15 protein-coding genes are annotated in these 18444 nt (G+C 66.6%); 6 read left to right on the forward strand and 9 right to left on the reverse strand.

What is annotated here, in order from left to right:
- Positions 1-208: 208 nt before the first annotated feature.
- The 3 genes from QP609_RS06810 to QP609_RS06820 all read right to left on the reverse strand — a co-directional run bounded on the left by QP609_RS06810 (position 209) and on the right by QP609_RS06820 (position 3913).
- Positions 209-1495, reverse strand: coding sequence for a DUF445 family protein (locus tag QP609_RS06810; protein WP_197621566.1), 1287 nt, complete (start codon positions 1493-1495; stop codon positions 209-211).
- Between the two features lie 124 nt (positions 1496-1619).
- Positions 1620-2498, reverse strand: a complete 879-nt coding sequence (locus QP609_RS06815) for a hypothetical protein (protein WP_014646555.1) — start codon at positions 2496-2498, stop codon at positions 1620-1622.
- Between the two features lie 62 nt (positions 2499-2560).
- Positions 2561-3913 (reverse strand): aspartate aminotransferase family protein, encoded by a 1353-nt coding sequence (locus QP609_RS06820; protein ID WP_197621567.1) that lies wholly within the window; start codon positions 3911-3913, stop codon positions 2561-2563.
- Positions 3914-4016: 103 nt separating this feature from the next.
- Between QP609_RS06820 and QP609_RS06825 the strand changes: the two genes are divergently transcribed.
- Both QP609_RS06825 and QP609_RS06830 read left to right on the forward strand, forming a co-directional pair.
- Positions 4017-5513: an aldehyde dehydrogenase gene (locus QP609_RS06825; RefSeq protein WP_197621568.1), complete on the forward strand. Its 1497-nt coding sequence runs from the start codon at positions 4017-4019 to the stop codon at positions 5511-5513.
- Between the two features lie 200 nt (positions 5514-5713).
- The gene (locus QP609_RS06830; protein ID WP_049469519.1) at positions 5714-7015 is read left to right on the forward strand and encodes an MFS transporter; all 1302 of its coding nucleotides are present in this window, start codon (positions 5714-5716) and stop codon (positions 7013-7015) included.
- On the opposite strand, the gene QP609_RS06835 is transcribed toward QP609_RS06830, so the two are convergent.
- The 4 genes from QP609_RS06835 to QP609_RS06850 all read right to left on the reverse strand — a co-directional run bounded on the left by QP609_RS06835 (position 6996) and on the right by QP609_RS06850 (position 10946).
- Positions 6996-7457 (reverse strand): bacteriohemerythrin, encoded by a 462-nt coding sequence (locus QP609_RS06835; protein WP_004151683.1) that lies wholly within the window; start codon positions 7455-7457, stop codon positions 6996-6998. The genes QP609_RS06830 and QP609_RS06835 overlap by 20 nt on opposite strands.
- 85 nt (positions 7458-7542) lie before the next feature.
- On the reverse strand, positions 7543-8886 hold the full coding sequence (locus QP609_RS06840; RefSeq protein WP_032961611.1) for a diguanylate cyclase: 1344 nt from the start codon (positions 8884-8886) through the stop codon (positions 7543-7545).
- A 96-nt stretch (positions 8887-8982) separates the two neighbouring features.
- On the reverse strand, positions 8983-10545 hold the full coding sequence (locus QP609_RS06845) for an MASE1 domain-containing protein (RefSeq protein ID WP_197621569.1): 1563 nt from the start codon (positions 10543-10545) through the stop codon (positions 8983-8985).
- 134 nt (positions 10546-10679) lie between these two features.
- Positions 10680-10946 carry a hypothetical protein gene (locus QP609_RS06850; protein WP_154582523.1) on the reverse strand — a complete coding sequence of 89 codons (267 nt, stop codon included), beginning with the start codon at positions 10944-10946 and terminating at the stop codon, positions 10680-10682.
- 88 nt (positions 10947-11034) lie between these two features.
- Here QP609_RS06850 and QP609_RS06855 point away from each other — a divergent pair, with 88 nt between their 5' ends.
- The gene (locus tag QP609_RS06855) at positions 11035-11493 is read left to right on the forward strand and encodes a hypothetical protein (protein ID WP_289213882.1); all 459 of its coding nucleotides are present in this window, start codon (positions 11035-11037) and stop codon (positions 11491-11493) included.
- Between the two features lie 158 nt (positions 11494-11651).
- On the opposite strand, the gene QP609_RS06860 is transcribed toward QP609_RS06855, so the two are convergent.
- Both QP609_RS06860 and QP609_RS06865 read right to left on the reverse strand, forming a co-directional pair.
- Positions 11652-13244 carry an MASE1 domain-containing protein gene (locus QP609_RS06860; protein WP_049405548.1) on the reverse strand — a complete coding sequence of 531 codons (1593 nt, stop codon included), beginning with the start codon at positions 13242-13244 and terminating at the stop codon, positions 11652-11654.
- 225 nt (positions 13245-13469) lie between these two features.
- Positions 13470-14747 (reverse strand): FAD-dependent oxidoreductase, encoded by a 1278-nt coding sequence (locus QP609_RS06865; protein WP_197621571.1) that lies wholly within the window; start codon positions 14745-14747, stop codon positions 13470-13472.
- Positions 14748-14908: 161 nt separating this feature from the next.
- On the opposite strand from QP609_RS06865, the gene QP609_RS06870 reads away from it, so the two are divergent.
- From QP609_RS06870 to QP609_RS06880, 3 genes are all read left to right on the forward strand, one after another.
- Positions 14909-15670, forward strand: a complete 762-nt coding sequence (locus QP609_RS06870; RefSeq protein WP_014646563.1) for a gamma-glutamyl-gamma-aminobutyrate hydrolase family protein — start codon at positions 14909-14911, stop codon at positions 15668-15670.
- On the forward strand, positions 15667-17064 hold the full coding sequence (locus tag QP609_RS06875) for a glutamine synthetase family protein (RefSeq protein ID WP_046429791.1): 1398 nt from the start codon (positions 15667-15669) through the stop codon (positions 17062-17064). The genes QP609_RS06870 and QP609_RS06875 overlap by 4 nt, the downstream gene beginning before the upstream one ends.
- Positions 17065-17157: 93 nt before the next feature.
- On the forward strand, positions 17158-18267 hold the full coding sequence (locus tag QP609_RS06880; protein WP_014646565.1) for a polyamine ABC transporter substrate-binding protein: 1110 nt from the start codon (positions 17158-17160) through the stop codon (positions 18265-18267).
- Positions 18268-18444: the final 177 nt, after the last annotated feature.

Below are 18444 nucleotides of genomic sequence, written 5' to 3' on the forward strand. Positions count from 1 at the left end.
CGCGGCCCCCTTGCGCCCTGCGCATGTCGCCCAGCGTGTCCCATCGACGAAGCACTGCCCGCGCAGGCGGGCAATCCAGAGGTCGGGGATGTACACGGGCGATGGGCGCGTCTTCCGCGCCCGCTTGGCTAAGCGTACAACCGATCAGTAAATGATAGGCATTCGCATTTTATGAATCAAGCATGATGATCCGGGGGCGCACCGAGGCCTAGAACCTGAACACCACTGTCGCCGCATGCAGCAACAGGCCGATCAGCCCTCCCACCAGCGTGCCGTTGAAGCGGATGAACTGCAGGTCGCGGCCCACGCTCAGTTCCAGCTGTTCGACCAGATGCCGCTCGTCCCAGCCCTTCACGGTCTGCGCGATATGCGTGGTCACACCCTCGCGCAGGCGGCCGGTCAGGCGTTGCGCACCTTCCAGCAGGTGCTGGTTGAAGGCCTCGCGCAGGGCCGGGTCGGCCTGGAGGCTGGCGCCCAGCGAGGCGAGGCTGCGCTGCAGGTGTCCGACCAGCGCCGAGTCCTCGCGCTGCAGGTCGTCGCGCAGGCTGGCGTGGATGCGCGCCCACAGCCCTTGCACGTAGTCCTGCAGGGCGGGGTGGTCGATCATTTCCCGCTTGAGCTGTTCGATGCGCTCGGCCAGGGCCGGGTCCTCGCGCAGGCGCTGCACGTAGTTCTGCAGCCAGGTCTCGTAGTCCTGGCGCAGCGGATGCTGCGGCTCGGCCAATACCTGCTGCAGTTCTTCCAGCACCGCCCGCGCCAGGCGCTCGGCCATGCTGTCGCCGATCTCATCGATCGGCTTCACCCAGTTCACCGTGCTCGACAGCGTCGGCCATTCGCGCTGGATGTAGCGCACGATCAGCTGCGAGGCGCGTTCCTTCACTTCTGGCTGTTCCAGCCAGCGGCCGAGCCGCTGCAGGCCCTCGTCCAGCACGCGCTGGTGGCGCCCGTCGGCGGTCAGCAGGGCCAGCAGCTCACCGGCGGTGGCGGCGGCATTCCACTGCCGCAGCTGCTGCACCACGAACGCATGCAGCTGCCGGCGCACCGCTGTCTCGTCGAAGAAGTCCAGTGCCTGCAGGGCCCAGCCGCGTGCCATGTCGGCCAGCATCCGCGAGCGCGCCGGGTCGGCCAGCCAACTGCCGAGGCGGCTGGCCGGATCGAACACCTGCAGCTTGGCCAGCAGCACCTGCGGTTCCAGGAACTGGTCACGCACGAACAGGGCGAGGCTGTCGCCGATGCGTTCCTTGCTGCGCGGGATGATCGCAGTGTGCGGAATCGGCAGGCCCATCGGGCGCCGGAACAGCGCGACGACGGCGAACCAGTCGGCCAGTGCGCCCACGGCTGCGGCCTCGCAGAACGCCGAGACCCAGGCCCAGATGCCGCGTTCGCCCTGCCAGTGGCTGACCGCGAATCCGGCCAGCATCAACAGCAGCAGGCCCAGTGCGAGGGCTTTCAGGCGTCGCAGCTGAGCGCGGCGCGGATCGTGGGCAGGCGTCATGCCGGAAGTCTAACCGCAGCCCGGTGACGCCTGTCTGTAGAGCCGAGCCCATGCTCGGCTGCCTTGCGCGTGGCAAAGAGCAGCCGAGCATGGGCTCGGCTCCACAGAAGCGCGTCGAGAGCGCTTACAGCGCTTCCAGTTGCTTGCGCAACGCAGCCAGCTGCGCGCGCAGGGTGTCGTTCTCGCGGGTCAGCGCGACGACGCGGCGGCGCAGTGCCGGGGCATCCTCGCCCAGTTGTTCCAGCGCCGACAGCACCTCGGCGTCGCGGCTGGCGATCTGCTCCTCGTCCGGTTCCTCGAAGTCCATCTCGGCCGCTTCCGGCTTCGGTGCGCGCGGCTTGCGCTTGGACTCGCGCACGCGCTTGGCGGCCTGCTTCAGCTCGTCCTTGCCACCGGCGGCGGCGGCGCGCTGCTCTTCTTCCGGCAGGTCGGCCACGGCGGCGGCGGCGCTGATCGAGATCACGCCGGCCTTGACCGCTTCCACCACCTCGGCGGCGGCCTGGGCGTGGATGCGCTCGATCATGCCGACCTGGCTGGTGCTCAGCTTGGCTTCGCGGGCCAGCTCGGCGCGGCTGATCTTCGGTGCCGGTTCCCACGGCGGACTGTCTTCACCGGTCTCATCGGCGACGTCGGCGGTGCCATCGCTCTCGCGCTGCAGCTGCGCCTGCTCGACCTGCTTGCGGGCGGCCAGGATGTCGCGCTTGCGCAGCGCCAGCACGCCGCGCTGGAAGTCGGACACGCTGCGGCGGCCCAGATGCTGTTCGATCATCCACAGGTGCACGTCTTCCATGCTCTGGAAGCGGGTGTTCTGCACGGTATTGAAGGGCAGGCCATGCTTCTGGCAGATGCCGAAACGGTTATGGCCATCGACCAGTACATTCCCCCACAGCACCAGCGCATCGCGGCAGCCTTCGGCCAGGATGCTGCGCTCCAGCGCGTCATGTTCGTCCGCGGTCAGCGGGTCGATGTAGGCCTTGAGTTCTTCTTTGACGACGATATCCATGGGCACGGCAGCGAGCAGGAGCGGAACCGCCCATTGTACCCGCTCGCCACCATCGGCCCGGCTCAGGCGGTGGCCCGGATCATCTCGCCCAGGGTGCCGGTGATCTGGTCGATCTGCGCCTTGTCCACGATCAGCGGCGGCGACAGCGCGATGATGTCGCCGGTGCAGCGCACCAGCAGTCGGCCGTCGTGGAAGCAGCGCCGGTAGACCTCGTAGCCCCGGCTGCCCGGCGCATCGCGGCGAGGCGCCAGCTCAACCGCGCCGACCAGGCCGAAGTTGCGGATGTCGATCACGTTGGGCAGGCCCTGCAGCGCATGCAGTCGTTCCTGCCAGTACTCGCCCAGCTCGATGGCGCGCTCGAACAGACGCTCCTCGGCATAGACCTCCAGCGTCGCCAGCGCCGCGGCGCAGGCCAGCGGGTGCCCCGAACAGGTATAGCCATGGAAAAGCTCGATGGCCTGTGGCGGTGCCTGCATCAGGGTTGCATGCACGGCGTCGCTGGCCAGCACGCCACCCAGCGGTACCGCGCCGTTGCTGACCGCCTTGGCGAAGGTCAGCAGGTCCGGGGTGACCCCGAAGCGCTGCGCGGCGAAGGGCATCCCAACCCGGCCGAAACCGGTGATGACCTCGTCGAACACCAGCAGGATGCCGTGCTGGTCGCACAGTTCGCGCAGGCGCTGCAGGTAACCCGGTGCGGGCAGGATCACCCCGGCTGAGCCGGCAATGGGTTCAACGAATACGGCGGCAATCGTCGAGGCATCATGCAGCGCGATCAGCCGTTCCAGGTCATCGGCCAGCTCCGCGCCCTGGCGTGGCAGGCCCCTGCTGAACGCATTGCGCGGCAGGTCCAGGGTGTGGCGCAGGTAGTCGACGCCGCCCAGCTGCAGGCCGAACGGCTTGCGGTTGTTGGGCAGCCCGCCCAGCGCCATGCCGCCGAAGCCGACGCCGTGGTAGGCCTTCTCGCGGCTGATGAAACGGGTGCGCTGGCCTTCGCCACGCTGGCGGTGGTAAGCCAGCACGATCTTCATCGCGGTATCCACCGCCTCGGAGCCGGAGCTGGTGAAGAACACATGGTTGAGCGGCCCCGGCGCCAGCGCGGCCAACCGCTGCGCCAGTGCGAACGCCGGCGGCGAGCCCATCTGGAAGGCGGGTGAGTAGTCCAGCGTGCGCGCCTGCTCGACGATGGCCTCGACGATGCGCGGGCGGGCATGGCCGGCATTGCAGCACCACAGGCCGGCGGTGCCGTCGAGGATCTGGCGGCCGTCGACATCCTCGTAGTGCATGCCCTCGGCACGTACCAGCACACGCGGGGCGGCCTTGTACTGGCGGTTGGCGGTGAACGGCATCCAGTACGCCTCCAGTGATTCCGGGCGCTGGGTAGCCAGGTCGTGCAGGTCGCTCGCGGGATGCTTCATGCCGGCTCCGTCGGGTCCGATGGGGTGAATGTAGCGCAGCCACGTCACGGTGGAGTCGCGGCCACGCCGGTATAACCGGGGCGACTGTTCCGAGGAGCCCGACATGGCCGACTTTCCCGACCGCAGCCACTGGCAGGTGCTGTCGCAGCAGCTTTCGATGCCCGGACAGGCCTTCATCGATGGCTGCTACACCGACGCCGCCAGCGGCGCCCGCTTCGACTGCATCAGCCCGATCGATGGCCGCGTACTGGGAGCGGTTGCCGACTGCGATGCGCAGGACGTGGAGCGTGCGGTGCTGGCGGCGCGGCGTGCCTGCGAGGCCGGCCACTGGTCGCAGGCCAGCCCGGCCCATCGCAAGCGCGTGCTGCTGGCGTTGGCGGCGTTGGTGGAAAAACACGCGGACGAGCTGGCCGTGCTGGAAACCCTGGACATGGGCAAGCCGGTGCGTGATGCGCGTCGTATCGACCTGCCCGGCGCGGTGCGCTGCCTGCGCTGGACGGCCGAAGCGGTGGACAAGCTGTACGGTGAGGTCGCGCCCACCGGCCCGCATGAGCTGGGCCTGGTCACGCGCGAGCCCGCCGGCGTGGTGGCGGCGATCGTGCCGTGGAATTTCCCGTTGCTGATGGCGTGCTGGAAGATCGCGCCTGCATTGGCCATGGGCAACTCGGTGGTGCTCAAGCCTTCCGAGCGCTCGCCCCTGAGTGCGTTGCGGCTGGCGGCGCTGGCCGCCGAAGCGGGCCTGCCGGAGGGCGTGCTGAACGTGCTGCCGGGCCACGGTGCGCGCGTCGGTGAGCCGTTGGCCCTGCACATGGATGTGGACGTGCTGGCGTTCACCGGCTCCACGGCCACCGGCGCGCGGCTGCTGCAGTATTCAGGGCGGTCCAACCTCAAGCGGGTCTGGCTGGAGTGTGGTGGCAAGAGCCCGCACGTGGTGTTTGCCGATGCCCCCGATCTGGATGCCGCTGCGAAGGCGGTGGCACGGGGCATCTTCTTCAACCAGGGCGAGGTCTGTACTGCCGGGTCACGGCTGCTGGTGCAGCGCTCGATCCGCGAGGATTTCGTGCACCAGGTGGTTGCCTACGGCCAGCACATGCAGCCGCGCCACCCGCTTGACGCCGACGCACCGATGGGCGCGCTGGTGGATGCCGCGCATCTGGACAAGGTGATGGGGGATATCGTGCGTGCCGAAAGCGAGGGCGCCCGCCTGCTGCTGGGCGGTCATCGCGCCGATGTCGAGGCGGGCGGTTGTTATGTGCAGCCCACGGTGTTCGATCAGGTGAGCCCCGACCAGGCATTGGCGCGCGAGGAAGTATTCGGGCCGGTGCTGGCGGTGCTCGGCTTTGACGACGAAGCCGAAGCGGTGCGCCTGGCCAATGACAGCCGCTACGGCCTCGCCGCCGGCCTGTGGACGCGCGATCTGGGCCGCGCCCACCGCGTCGCACGCCAGCTGCGCGCCGGCAGCGTCTGGGTGAACGGCTGGGATGGCGGTGACATGACCGCCCCGTTCGGTGGCTACAAGCAGTCCGGCAATGGGCGCGACAAATCGCTGCATGCGTTCGACAAGTACAGCGAGATCAAGGCCACCTGGATCCAGCTGTAACGGCGTCGGGGCTTGCGCCCACATGTAGAGCCGAGCCGATGCTCGGCTGCATTTCGTGGAATGTGGTCGAGCAGGGGCGAGAACCTGCAGAACAATGGCGCCTGCCACCCTCGTTGGCATCGGTGTCGGCTGAAACCATCGTCCCGTGCGGCCACCGGCCCGTGGCAGAATCGGGCGATCCGCCGTTACCCGTGTTGCCGATGTCGACGATCACCGCTGCCGCACCGCCCGTGAATTCTCCCAGTCGTGTCCTGCTGGCCAGCCTGATCGGCACCACCATCGAGTTCTTCGATTTCTACATCTACGCCACGGCGGCCGTGCTGGTGTTCCCGCACCTGTTCTTCCCGGACAGCAGCGAGCAGGCGGCCCTGCTGCAGTCACTGGCGACCTTCGCCGTGGCGTTCATCGCGCGCCCGGTCGGCTCTGCGGTGTTCGGCCATTTCGGTGACCGCATCGGCCGCAAGGCGACGCTGGTCGCGGCGTTGCTGACCATGGGCCTGTCCACGGTGCTGATCGGCCTGCTGCCGACGCACGCACAGATCGGCCTGTGGGCGCCGGCGCTGCTGGCGCTGTGCCGCTTCGGCCAGGGCCTGGGGCTCGGCGGCGAGTGGGGTGGGGCGGTGCTGCTGGCCACCGAGAACGCGCCGCCGGGCAAGCGTGCCTGGTACGGCATGTTCCCGCAGCTGGGCGCGCCGATCGGCTTCCTGTTGTCGGCGGGCATTTTCCTGGTGCTTGGCCGCTGCCTGAGCCAGGATGATTTCCTGCAGTGGGGCTGGCGTATCCCGTTCGTGGCCAGCGCGCTGCTGGTCGGCCTGGGCCTGTGGGTGCGCCTGAACATCCATGAGACGCCCGACTTCAAGCAGGCACTGGAGCGCAAGGCGCCAGTGCGGCTGCCGATGTGGACCGTGCTGCGTGACCATCCGGTGCCGATGCTGCTGGGCACGCTGGGGGCGTTCGCCACCTTCGTGCTGTTCTACCTGATGACGGTGTTCAGCCTTGGCCACGGCACTGCGGTGCTGGGCTACAGCCGCGAGCAGTTCCTGCTGATGCAGATGGCCGGCATGGTGTTCTTCGCACTGGGCATCCCATTGTCGGCACGCTATGGCGACCGCTGGGGCACGCGTCGCACCATGATCGTCGCCAGCGTGCTGATCATCGGCTTCGGCGTACTGTTCGCGCCGTTGTTCCAGCCGCACAGCCCGTGGCTGGTCACCGCTTTCCTGTGCCTGGGCCTGTTCCTGATGGGGCTGACCTACGGCCCCTGCGGCACCTTCCTGGCCGAGATCTACCCGGTGGAAGTGCGTTACACCGGCGCGTCGCTGTCATTCAACCTGGCCGGCATCCTCGGCGCGGCGCCGGCGCCCTACCTGGCCACCTGGCTGGCCGAGCGTTTCGGCCTGGTCGCGGTCGGCTACTACCTGTGCCTCACCGCGGTGGCCACGCTGTGCGCGCTGGTGGCCCTGCACCGGCGCGCGCTGCGGCTCAGCCAAAGAAGCGCTTGAGCGTGCGCCCCAGCCAGCCACCGCCCTGGTGTTCGCGGGCGAACTGGTTCAGGTGTGCCTTGACCTGTTCGGCATACGCCTGGTCGTCGCCACGGATGTGGTTGAACAGCCAGCGCGAGAGCATGGTGCGCAGCTCGTCGCTGATGTCCTCGCCGGCCTGGAAGCGCATGCGGTACTCCGATACCCGCTTGATGAAGACCTCGTGCACGCGCTTGTGCGCGGCACAGAACGGATAGCCCGCTTCCTCCATCAGTTCTTCCTCGAACGCGAAGTGCGACATGGTGTAGTCCACCACTTCGTCGATCACTTCGCCCACTGCCGCACGCTGCATGCTGGCCTGGGCCACGTGCAGGTGGTTGAGCATCTCGATGATGCGGCGGTGTTGTTGGTCGATCACATCGATGCCGATGTTCAGATCGTCCTGCCAGACCAGTAGTGCCATCCCCGGCTCCCCTTCATGCGTATGTCGGGGCTGACTGTAGAGCTGCCGCGGCGGCGCGGCGTTGATCTGGATCAAGGCTGCCCGGTCAGGTCAGCGCGGGCTCGCGCGGGCGCAGCGGGCTGGCCACCGTGGTGCAGCTGACCCGGTTGCGGCCGCCGGCCTTGGCCAGGTACAGCTGGCGGTCGGCTTCGGAGATCAGCCGGTGCAGTGCATCGCGCTGCGGGCGCAGGCAGCACAGGCCGATGCTCACCGTCATGCGCAGGCTGGCGGTGCCGATGTCCACTTCCAGCGCGGCGATGCGCTGGCGCAGTTCCTCGAAGTACAGCAGGGCCTCGTCCTGCTCCATGTCCGGCACCAGCAGGCAGAACTCCTCGCCGCCGAAGCGGGCGGTCAGGTCGTGGCTGCGGGCATGCGCGGCCACCGCTCCGGCCACCGCACGCAGCGCGTCATCGCCGGCTTCGTGACCGTAAGTGTCGTTGATGTGCTTGAAGTGGTCGATGTCGATCATTGCCACCGCCACGCACTGGCCATGCAGCTGCAGCTGCGGCAGCTGGCGCTGGCTCTGTTCCAGGAAGCAGCGGCGGTTCGGCAGGCCGGTGAGGAAGTCGCGGGTGGCCAGGTCCTGCAGGGTGCCGATCAGCTCCAGCTGATCCACGTTCTGCGAGACCCGGCAGAAGAATTCCTCGCGCGAGAACGGCTTGCGCAGGAAGTCGTTGGCGCCGTTCTTCAGGAAGCGCGGAATCAGCGAGGCATCGGTATTGCCGGAAATGCCGATCACTGCCACCTTGTCGCGCGAGCGCAGGGTGCGCAGGCGGCGGGTGAACTCCACGCCTTGCATGCCCGGCATTTCCTGGTCGACCACGGCGAGGCGGATCGCAGGATGCGCTTCGATCGCAGCCAGCCCCTCATTGCCATCGGCTGCTTCGTGCACCTCATGGCCATACATGCGCAGCAGGGCGGCGGCATAGCCGCGGGCCGAAGGCGAATCGTCCACCACCAGCGCCGCAATGCGCCGGTTGCGCTCCAGGCGCTGCACCAGCCACACCAGATAGTCGATGCTGCCCGGCGTGTTCTTCAGCACGTAGTCGATGATCTGCTGCTGCAGTACGCGCTTGCGCAGGTCCTCGTCGTAGACGCTGCTGACCACCACGGTGGGCAGGCCGCGCCTGAGGAAGAACTCGACCACCGCGTCGCGGTCGCCGTCGGCCAGCACCAGCCCGGTCAGTACCAGGAACCAGCCCCCATCCTCGCTCAGCAGGCGATCGGCCTCGGCCAGGGTGGAAGCGATCACCACCGGCAGTTCCAGGCGCTGCTCGATGGCCTCGCGCAGCATGCCGGTGAACGCACGGGAGTTTTCGACCAGCAGGATCCGCTGCGGCAGCGGATCGGCCAGGTCGCCATCGACGGCGGCCTGCGGCAGGACGGGCATGATGCGGTGGCTCACGAGGGAGGGACTCGGCACGGATAGCGGCGGTTTCGGGTGCAACTTTAGCCGGAGCAGCGTGCCCTGCGCGTCGTTCACCGATCAGGCAGGCGATGCGAATGCCGCCGCTGTACCCGCAAGCGATTCGTGCAGGACGAGCCGGAGCCGGTTGCCACGGCAATGCACCGTGCCGCCGTAGGCCATTATCCGGCCGGCCAGACGCTCGATGGCCTGCTGAACGGTCCGGTTCGACAGCGTGCGACCGCGGTCAAGCAGGCCAACGACCACCACGATGCCGCGCCGGTCGCCCGCCTGGCCGCTCCGGGCGCGCACGCTGACCTGTCCCGACTCCAGTTCCAGCAGCAGCGACACCGCCTCGATCAGCGAGCGATAGATGGCGAGCTGCAGGTCGACAGTCAGCAGGCAGGGGTTGCCCTCCAGCCGGGGCGGAATCACGCGATGGGAGTTGTCCCAGCTTTCGCATGCGCCGCCAACCCGCAGCGCGATATACAGCCCAACCTGCTCCAGCCCCGTGGGGTAGACCAGACTGGCCTGTTCACGGAACAGCCGCGAGTGCACGGATGAGGCGTGCTGCAGGCTGTTGGCCACCGCATGATGCCCCTGCGCCTTCAGCCAGCTGACCATCTCGCCGAGCGAGCTGTCCATGCCTTCGCCGAGTTGCTTGAGATGGGAGGCGCGCTCGCGAAGCTCACGCTCACGGGTCTGGTGCGAACTACGTGCCAGGCGCAACGTGGTTTCCTCTGCCAGTCCACGGCACCGTGCACGCTCATGGTGATAGCTGATGCTGGACCCCAGGGCGAGCAGTGCGACACTCATCACGGCCATGTTCTGCTGGGTGGCGAAGGTGCCCAGGTCGAACGAGGACGGTAGGCCGGTGCTGGGTGTGGCGAAATGGAGTGGAAGGTTCAACAGCGGAATCGCGATGGCAGCGCCACGCCACCCATGCATGAAGGTCAGGGCGATCGCTGGGAGGGAGGACAGCAGTACCAGGTGGGTGCGTGTGGTGTGGGCGCTGATGGCCGTAAGCTGCATGCACAGGCCCAGGACCAGCATCACCAGGAAGGCCGTGACCGTAGGCGCAGCAAAGCGGCGCGTCCAATTGGGGGCCGCGTGTCGTCGCGACCAGAGGAATGCCAACGGCACGAGGGTGATGATGGCGGCGAAGTGGCCAAAGATCGTGCGATCAACTGCGCTAAGCAGGTTGCTCGGCGGTGGGTTCGACCACAGAGCAAATGAAATGCCCATATTGAGAGCCGGGACGAACAACGCCATGCAGAAGGTCAACGACAGCAACCAGAGGCCGGTGGCGGACTCCGATGGCATTCTAACGCGATGCAGGTAGACCACCAGCATCGCCACCGGCATCAGCAGCGTCGAGGCCAGGATGACCCAGGCCAGGCCGTAGCTGTCGATCATGGGAATGCGCAAGGTTGCGAAGTACGCGTACTCGCCAAGCAGCAGGTAGGGCCACAGGCGGGTCGGGACGATCAGTAGTGCCGCTGCCCGGATGCCCGCGGGCAGGAAGAACTGATCCAGCGAGAGCTGACGCGAGGCAAGGCAGCCCAGGGCGTAGACGGCCGCGAGTGCGATTCCGACGGGTCGGATCCGGAAGCTCAGTTCAATTGCTTCTTTGAATCGGTCCAAGCCCGCGCCTCTCGTCTCCCGGCCAATGATGACTGACCACTTCCGCAGACACTATCGACAGTTGGAGATGGGTGCAATCGAGGTGTCTGGCCTCCCTTTGCGCTGCAATCGGCGGCTTCCCATGCTTCGAGGCCCTACATGCCCGGCAGTGCGGCGGCATAGCCACCAGAGGACGGTGAATCATCCACAATCAGTGCGCCCATGTGTCGATCGCGTTTCAGCCGTTGCACCCGCCACATTCGGCGGTTGATGCTGTCCGCTGTGTTCGCCGTCACACAATCGACGACATCCTGCTGTTGCACGCGCCTGTCCAGGTCCTTGTCGCAGATGCCGCTGACCCGCACCGTGAGCGGGTTTCGCCGCGGGTATTGGCGATTTCGGAGGCAGATTCGGCGTGGCATGGGTTTGCATCGATCCAGTGGATTATGTCCGACAGGCACTGCGGAGTCCGCCCGGTATATGCTGATGCGATTGGCGGTAGCATCCTTCTTGATCCGTATTGCATCCAACCTGGAGGTCAGTGTGAGAAGTTTCCGAATTCATGCATTTGCTGGTGCATTGATGTTGGTGCCGGTATCCGTTTTTGCTTTTGCCCCGAGTGACGACCATGGAATCAAGTTGGCCGGCCAAGGACTCGGCCAGTCGATTCCGCAGGCACAAGACCTCAGCGTGGATGCCGGCTGGTTGGTCTATGGGTTCGAGCGCGATGGCATGGATTATTTCCAGGTAAACGATCTCGCAGGGCACGTGCACATCGTGATCGGCAATGCTGCCGGCACGTTCTGGGTGCTGCCGGCAGGTGACCCGTCTGCGAAGGTGTCGTTGCCGGAGCAGCGCCTGCCTGTTCCCGCCAAGGCCACCAGAACGGTTGTCTATCGGGCCCCCGCATTCACGCTGGTCAGATATGCAAGCGGAGCTGATGTGTTGTGGGCAGTAGAGGCACCCTGATACTGACAGTTGCCGGGATATCGGCCAGCTTCAGTATCAGACTGCATGGGCACCCGGTGTTCGCCGGGTGCCCATGACGCCCTGGGCCAGGGGGACGAGCGGGACGTTATGCGATTCTGTTGTGTTGGTTCGATCCGGTCGCTTGACTGTGAAATGCACTACTGCAGCGCAGAGGGTGCGGGGCAGCCGTACCGCGATGGAGTACTGGCTACTGCCTCCAGTCTGGTTTCGCGGTCGAGGAACAGAATCCTGACCCGGTTGCGATAGCAGTCAACGGTCCCGTCATAGGGGAGGGTTCGCCCGGTCAGTCGCTCGAACGCTGCCATCGTTGTCTGCTTGGAAAGGCGTCTGCGCTGTTCCAGCAGTGACACGACCATGAGGATTCCGCGCCTGGAGCCCATTCTGCCGCACCTTGCACGAATGCGAATCTGACCACCTTCATGCTTGAGAAGAATGGAGACCGCGTCAATCAGTGTCCGGTAAGCGGCCAATTGCAGTTCCACGCTCAGGTTGCAGGGGTCGCCTTTCAGATCCGGGCGGAGAACGCGCTCCGTCAGCTTCCACGACTCACGGATGCCACCCGCCTGCAGGGCCACGTAAAGCCCAAGATGCTCCAGGCCCGAGGGATAGACCATGCTTGTCTGTTCGCGAAAGAGCCGCGAATGTACATTCGAGGTATGCAGAAGGCTGTTGGCCACTGCGTGATGTCCCTGGGCCTTGAGCCATTCGGCCAGCTCAACCAGCGACGTATCAATGCCGTCGCCGAGCTTGCGAAGGTGCAGGGCACGTTCACGCAGCTCCATCTCGCTGGCCAATTGCGAGCTCCTCGCCAGATGGATGGCGTCCCTTTCCCCCATCTCGCGCAGCCTGTAACGGTGGTAGAAGTGGGTGATGCGTGATCCGAGCAGCAGCAATACGATGCCGCTGATCGCCATGATCTGCTGGGTGATGAAGGCCGCTGGATCGAATGCGGTGGGATGGGTGTTGGGCGTGGTCAGGCCGATGACCATGTTGAGCACCGGCACTGCAAGGGCAGCCCCCTTCCAGCCATACAGGCAGGTAAGCGCGGCCGCGGGGAGTGCCAACAGCAGCAGGAACGTTGCCTTCAATGCAATCCAGTCTGCGGGCAGTTGAGTCGCTGCTATCCCGATCAGCAGCATCGATGAAAGTGCTGCCAGCATCGGGGTCTTTCGTCGAGCGTTCCACTCCTGCCCCACGTCCTGCCGCGCCCACAGCATGGCGATGGGGGCCACCGTCAGAATGCCGATGAAATCACCCACGCTGAAGCGCGCGGCATTGGTCAGGAAGGGTGTGGAAGGAGGTGTTGGCCAGAGCAGATGGGAAAAGCTGAGGTTGAGCAGAGTAATAACGACGCTGGAAGCGGCGGCAATCAACAAGAGGCCGATCGTCTGCGACTCCGCCATCAGTCGCCGTTGCAGCTTCACAATCAGCATCACCGCTGGCATGAGGAATGCGGAGGCAACAATGACCCATGTCAGGCCGTACTTCTCGATCATCGGCACGCGGGACTGTGCAAAGTATGCATATTCGCCCAGCAGCAGGTAGGGCCACAGGCGCGGCGGGCACAACAGCACGGCTGCCACCCGGATGCCGGCTGGCAAATAGAACTGATCCAGCGACAGCTGTCGGGTTGCCCAATAGGCAACTGCATAAAGCAAGGCAATCATCAGGCCAGCCGGACGAATGCGCACCTTCAGCAACAATCCTTCTTTCCACCAGTCCAATCGCACGTCCCCCTCTCCTACGTATCCCCTGTCAGCATCCATTCGCCGCGGGGCCCGGTTTCTCAGGACGGTATCGGTCTGCGAACGATTATGCAATTGCATAGCTGCGCATTTAGGAAATTGTCCAGCCATCCATCACAGATGTCGCGTGAAAATCTGTGACGTGTGCAGCACGATCAGCGCTGCGGTACGTTTGTCAGAACGTTCAATACAGGTGGAGATGCAGAATCTTCACCACAACGCATCCCGCAGCTTGTACCAGGACATCGCCGCCACCAGCAGCGGCGTGCGCAGCAGCCGGCCGCCGGGGAAGGGCGCATGCCGAAGGCGCTGGAACACGTCCAGGCGCTCGCTCTGGCCGGCAATGGCGGCGGCGATCACCTCGCCGGCCAGCCCGGCGGCGGCCACCCCATGGCCGGAGAAGCCCTGCGCGAAGTACAGGTCGCCGTCCAGCCGGCCCCAATGCGGGGCGCGGTTGCGGGTGATGTCGACGTAGCCGCCCCATACCTGGTCCAGTGCCACGTCGGCCAGCTGCGGGAACACCTGGTGCATGCGCCGTTGCATCACCCCACGCAGGCCGGGTGGGGGCAGCGCCGAGTAGCTGGCGCGCCCCCCGAACAGCAGGCGGTGGTCGTGGCTGAGGCGGAAATAGTCCAATGCCCAGGCGGTGTCGGCCACGGCCATGTCGTTGCCGATCAGGGCGCGGGCGCGCTCGGCCCCCAGCTGTGCGCTGGCGCCGATATAGGTGCCGACCGGCATGATCCGCCGTTCCAGCTCGGGCAGCAGGCCCTGCAGCCAGGCATTTCCGGCCACCACCAGATGCGCGGCGCGTACGCTGCCGTGGGCGGTGTGCAGGGTCGGCTGCGGTCCGCGCTGCACGCGGGTTACCGCCGAATGCTCGTGGATCACCACGCCGGCCGCGCGCGCCGCATCGGCCAGACCGCGCGCATAGGCCAGCGGGTGCAGGTGCGCGCTGAGCGGATCGAACATCGCGGCACGATAGCGCGGGCTGTCCAGCTGCGCGCGCAGGGCGTCACGGTCCCACCATTGCATGGGGTAGTCGTAGTGGCGTTGCAGGTGCTCGCAGTGGACGCGCAGCTCCCGTTCATGGCGTTCGCGGATGGCGACGCTGGCGTGGCCTTCCACCCAATGGCAGTCAATGCCGTGGCGATTGATGCGGGCGCGCATCGCCTGCACCGCGTCGCGCGACCAGTCGAACAGGTGGCGCGCATCATCACGACCGAGCTGACGCTCCAGTTCGTCCACCTCGCAGCCATAGCCGACCAGCGCCTGCCCGCCGTTGCGGCCGGACGCGCCCCAGCCGATCCGCTGCGCTTCCAGCACTACCACGCGCCGGCCACGTGCCGCCAGTTCCAGGGCTGCGGTCAGGCCGGTATAGCCGGCGCCCAGCACCGCAACGTCGGCCTGCACATTACCCTGCAGCGGGGGCAGTGCGGGCGGTTCGGGCAGGCTGGCGGCGTACCAGCTGGGCGGGAACGCGGCGCTCACTGCAGGCCTCGCGGGTGCAGGGCGGGAGGGCGGAGCGGGGCAGGTCGATCGGCGTTCACCCCGGTAGTTTCGCCGATGCGTGACGGCTGTGGTGTGACGGCACCGACTTGCCGCCTTCGCCGGGCGACGGGTAACGTGTCGGCACGCCAAGGAGTTTTCCCATGCGCCGCCTGCCCTGGGTGGGCCTGCCCACCGACAGCACCGTGCTCGGCCATCACCGTTTCGCGGTGGCCGGCGAGAAGTACGTGCGCGCGCTGGCCGAGGCGGCCGAGGTGACTCCGGTAGTGTTGCCGAGCCTGCAGCCACCGCTGCCGGCCGGCGACTGGCTGCAGGGGCTGGATGGCCTGCTGCTGACCGGCGCGGTCAGCAATATCGAACCGCAGCACTATGAAGGTGGTCGCAGCTGGCCAGGCAATCCACATGACCCGGCCCGCGATGCCAATGCCTTTGCGTTGCTGCACGAGGCACTGGCGCTGGACCTGCCGGTGCTGGCGATCTGCCGCGGCTTCCAGGAGTTGAACGTCGCGCTGGGCGGCAGCCTGCATCCGCAGGTGCACGCGGTGCCTGGCCTGGCCGACCATCGCGAAGAACCGCAGGCGCCGGTGGAGGTGCAGTATGGGCCGGCGCACGCGGTCACGCTGGCCGCCGATGGCTGGCTGGCGCAGTGGCACGGCAGTGGCCGCGCGCAGGTCAATTCGGTACACGGGCAGGGTGTCGCCCGCCTGGCGCAGGGGCTGCAGGTCGAGGCCGTGGCCGACGATGGGCTGGTCGAAGCGGCACGCAGCCTGCACCATCGTTTCGTGCTCGGCGTACAGTGGCACCCGGAGTGGCGTGTCATGCAGGCGCCGTTCTATCACGCTATTTTCCGTGCGTTCGGCCAGGCTTGCCGGCAGCACCAACAGAACCGACTGGATTCCCGATGAGTTCCCGAACGCGCCCGCGCAAGACGGCCACGCCCCCCGCACCGCAGGAAAGCACGCTGCTGCGCTGGCTGAAGGAGCGGCGCATCACCGAGGTGGAATGCCTGGTGCCGGACATCACCGGCAACGCGCGCGGCAAGATCATTCCCGCCGACAAGTTCTCGCACGACTACGGCACGCGCCTGCCTGAGGGCATCTTCGCCACCACCGTCACCGGCGAGTTCCCTGACGATTATTACGAGCTGACCTCGCCGTCGGACTCGGACATGATGCTGCGCCCCGACCCGGACACGGTGCGCATGGTGCCGTGGGCGGCCGACGCCACCGCGCAGGTCATCCACGATTGCTACACCAAGAGCGGTGAGCCGCACGAACTGGCGCCGCGCAACGTGCTGCGCCGCGTGCTGGCAGCCTACGCCGAGCTGGGCCTGCGCCCGGTGGTGGCGCCGGAACTGGAGTTCTTCCTGGTGCAGAAGAACACCGACCCGGACTTCCCGCTGCTGCCACCGGCCGGCCGCTCCGGGCGCCCGGAGACCGCGCGGCAGTCGTACTCGATCGATGCGGTCAACGAGTTCGACCCGATCCTCGACCTGATGTACGACTACGCCGATGCGATGAAGCTGGACGTGGACACGCTGATCCACGAGTCCGGCGCGGCGCAGCTGGAGGTCAACTTCACCCATGCCGATGCGATGGACCTGGCCGACCAGGTGTTCCTGTTCAAGCGCACCATGCGCGAAGCGGCGATGCGCCACGGGGTGTATGCCACGTTCCTGGCCAAGCCGATGGAAAACGAGCCGGGCAGTGCCATGCACATCCACCAGAGCCTGGTGCGGGTGAGCGATGGCAGCAACGTGTTCGCTGGCGAGACCGATGCCGAGGGCGAGTTCAGCCCGGTGTTCGGCCACTACCTGGGCGGCCTGCAGAAGTACGCACCGCAGGCGATGGCGTTCTTCGCGCCGAACGTGAACTCCTACCGCCGGCTGGTGTTCGGCGAAGTCTCGCCGAGCAACGTCCACTGGGGTTTCGACAACCGCACCTGCGGCCTGCGCGTGCCGCTGGATACGCCGGAGAACATGCGCGTGGAAAGCCGTTTCGCCGGGTCCGATGCCAATCCCTACCTGGCGATGGCCGCGACCCTGGCCTGCGGCCTGCTGGGCATCCGCGAGCGGCTGGCACCGGATGCGCCGGTGACCGGCAGCGCCAAGGAACTGGGCTACGACCTGCCGCGCTCGCTGGGCGAGGCGCTGGACGGGCTGGAGCGGTGCAGCGAGCTGCAGGCCCTGCTGGGTGAGCGCTTCTGCCGGGCCTACATCTCGGTCAAGCGCAAGGAATACGAGACCTTTTTCCGCGTCATCAGCTCGTGGGAGCGCGAGTTCCTGCTGCTGAACGTCTGAGCATCCGGAATAGAAAAATCCGCCGCCGGGGGGTAGGCTGGCACCCGTCGCCGGCCCCGCCGGCCCCCCCCTTCCCGCATTCTGGAGCACCCGATGAAGCTGCGTATCCTCACGCTCGGCCTGGCCTCCGCCATGCTCGCCGCCTGTGGCGGTGGCAATGGCGGCGCGCAGGACAGCCAGGTCCTGAACGTCTACAACTACAGCGATTACATCGCCGAGGACACCATTCCGACCTTCGAGAAGGAGAGCGGGATCAAGGTGACCTACGATGTGTTCGACAGTGACGAGATGGTCGAGACCAAACTGCTGGCCGGCAACAGCGGCTATGACGTGGTGGTGCCGACCCTGAACTTCTTCGGTCGCCAGATCCAGGCCGGTGTGTTCCTGCCGCTGGACAAGAGCAAGATCCCGAACCTGGCCAACCTCGATCCGGCGGTGATGAAGCGCATCGCCACCCAGGACCCGGGCAACCAGTACGGCGTGCCGTACATGATCGGCACCACCGGCATCGGCTACAACGTGGACATGCTGAAGCAGCGCTTCGGCGGCAGCGCCGACATCGCCAACAGCTGGGACCTGGTGTTCAAGCCGGAGAACATCAGCAAGATGAAGGACTGCGGCGTGACCATCCTGGACACGCCGGCGGACATGATCCCGATCGCACTGCATTACCTGGGCCTGGACCCGCACAGCGGCGACCCGGCCGAGCTGCAGAAGGCCGCCGACCTGCTGAAGTCGATCCGCCCGTACGTGCAGAACTTCCACTCCTCGCAGTACGTGGGTTCGCTGGCCAACGGCGGTACCTGCCTGGTGGTCGGCTGGTCGGGTGACATCATCCAGGCCCGCGACCGCGCCGAGGAAGCCAGCAATGGCGTGCACGTGGCCTATTCGATCCCGAAGGAAGGCGCACCGCAGTGGTTCGACATGCTGGCGATCCCGAAGGACGCCAAGCATCCGGAAGCCGCGTACGCCTTCATCAACTACCTGCTGCAGCCGAAGGTTGCCGCGGCCAACACCAACTTCATCCACTACGCCAACCCGGTGCCGACCGCGACCCCGCTGGTGGACGAGGCGATCCGTACCGACCCGACCATCTACCCGCCGGCCGACGTGGCCGAGAAGATGTTCACCTACTCGATCAACACGCCGGAGACCGACAAGCTCTACACCCGGCTGTGGACCGAGGTGAAGACCGGGCGCTAAGGGCTGGCTGGCAGGTGGGTGCCGACCGTTGGTCGGCATGCTTTTCCGGCAGGGCCGACCAACGGTCGGCCCCCACCAGATCTGCAGATCCCCCCGGCCCGGTGGGTGCCACCCGTTGCCGTCATATCCCCTGCAGCCCCCGGCCGTTAGAATGGCGGCCGCTGTCCACCGCCCGCT

The organism is Stenotrophomonas sp. 8(2023), from assembly GCF_030345295.1.
GTDB lineage: Bacteria > Pseudomonadota > Gammaproteobacteria > Xanthomonadales > Xanthomonadaceae > Stenotrophomonas > Stenotrophomonas muris.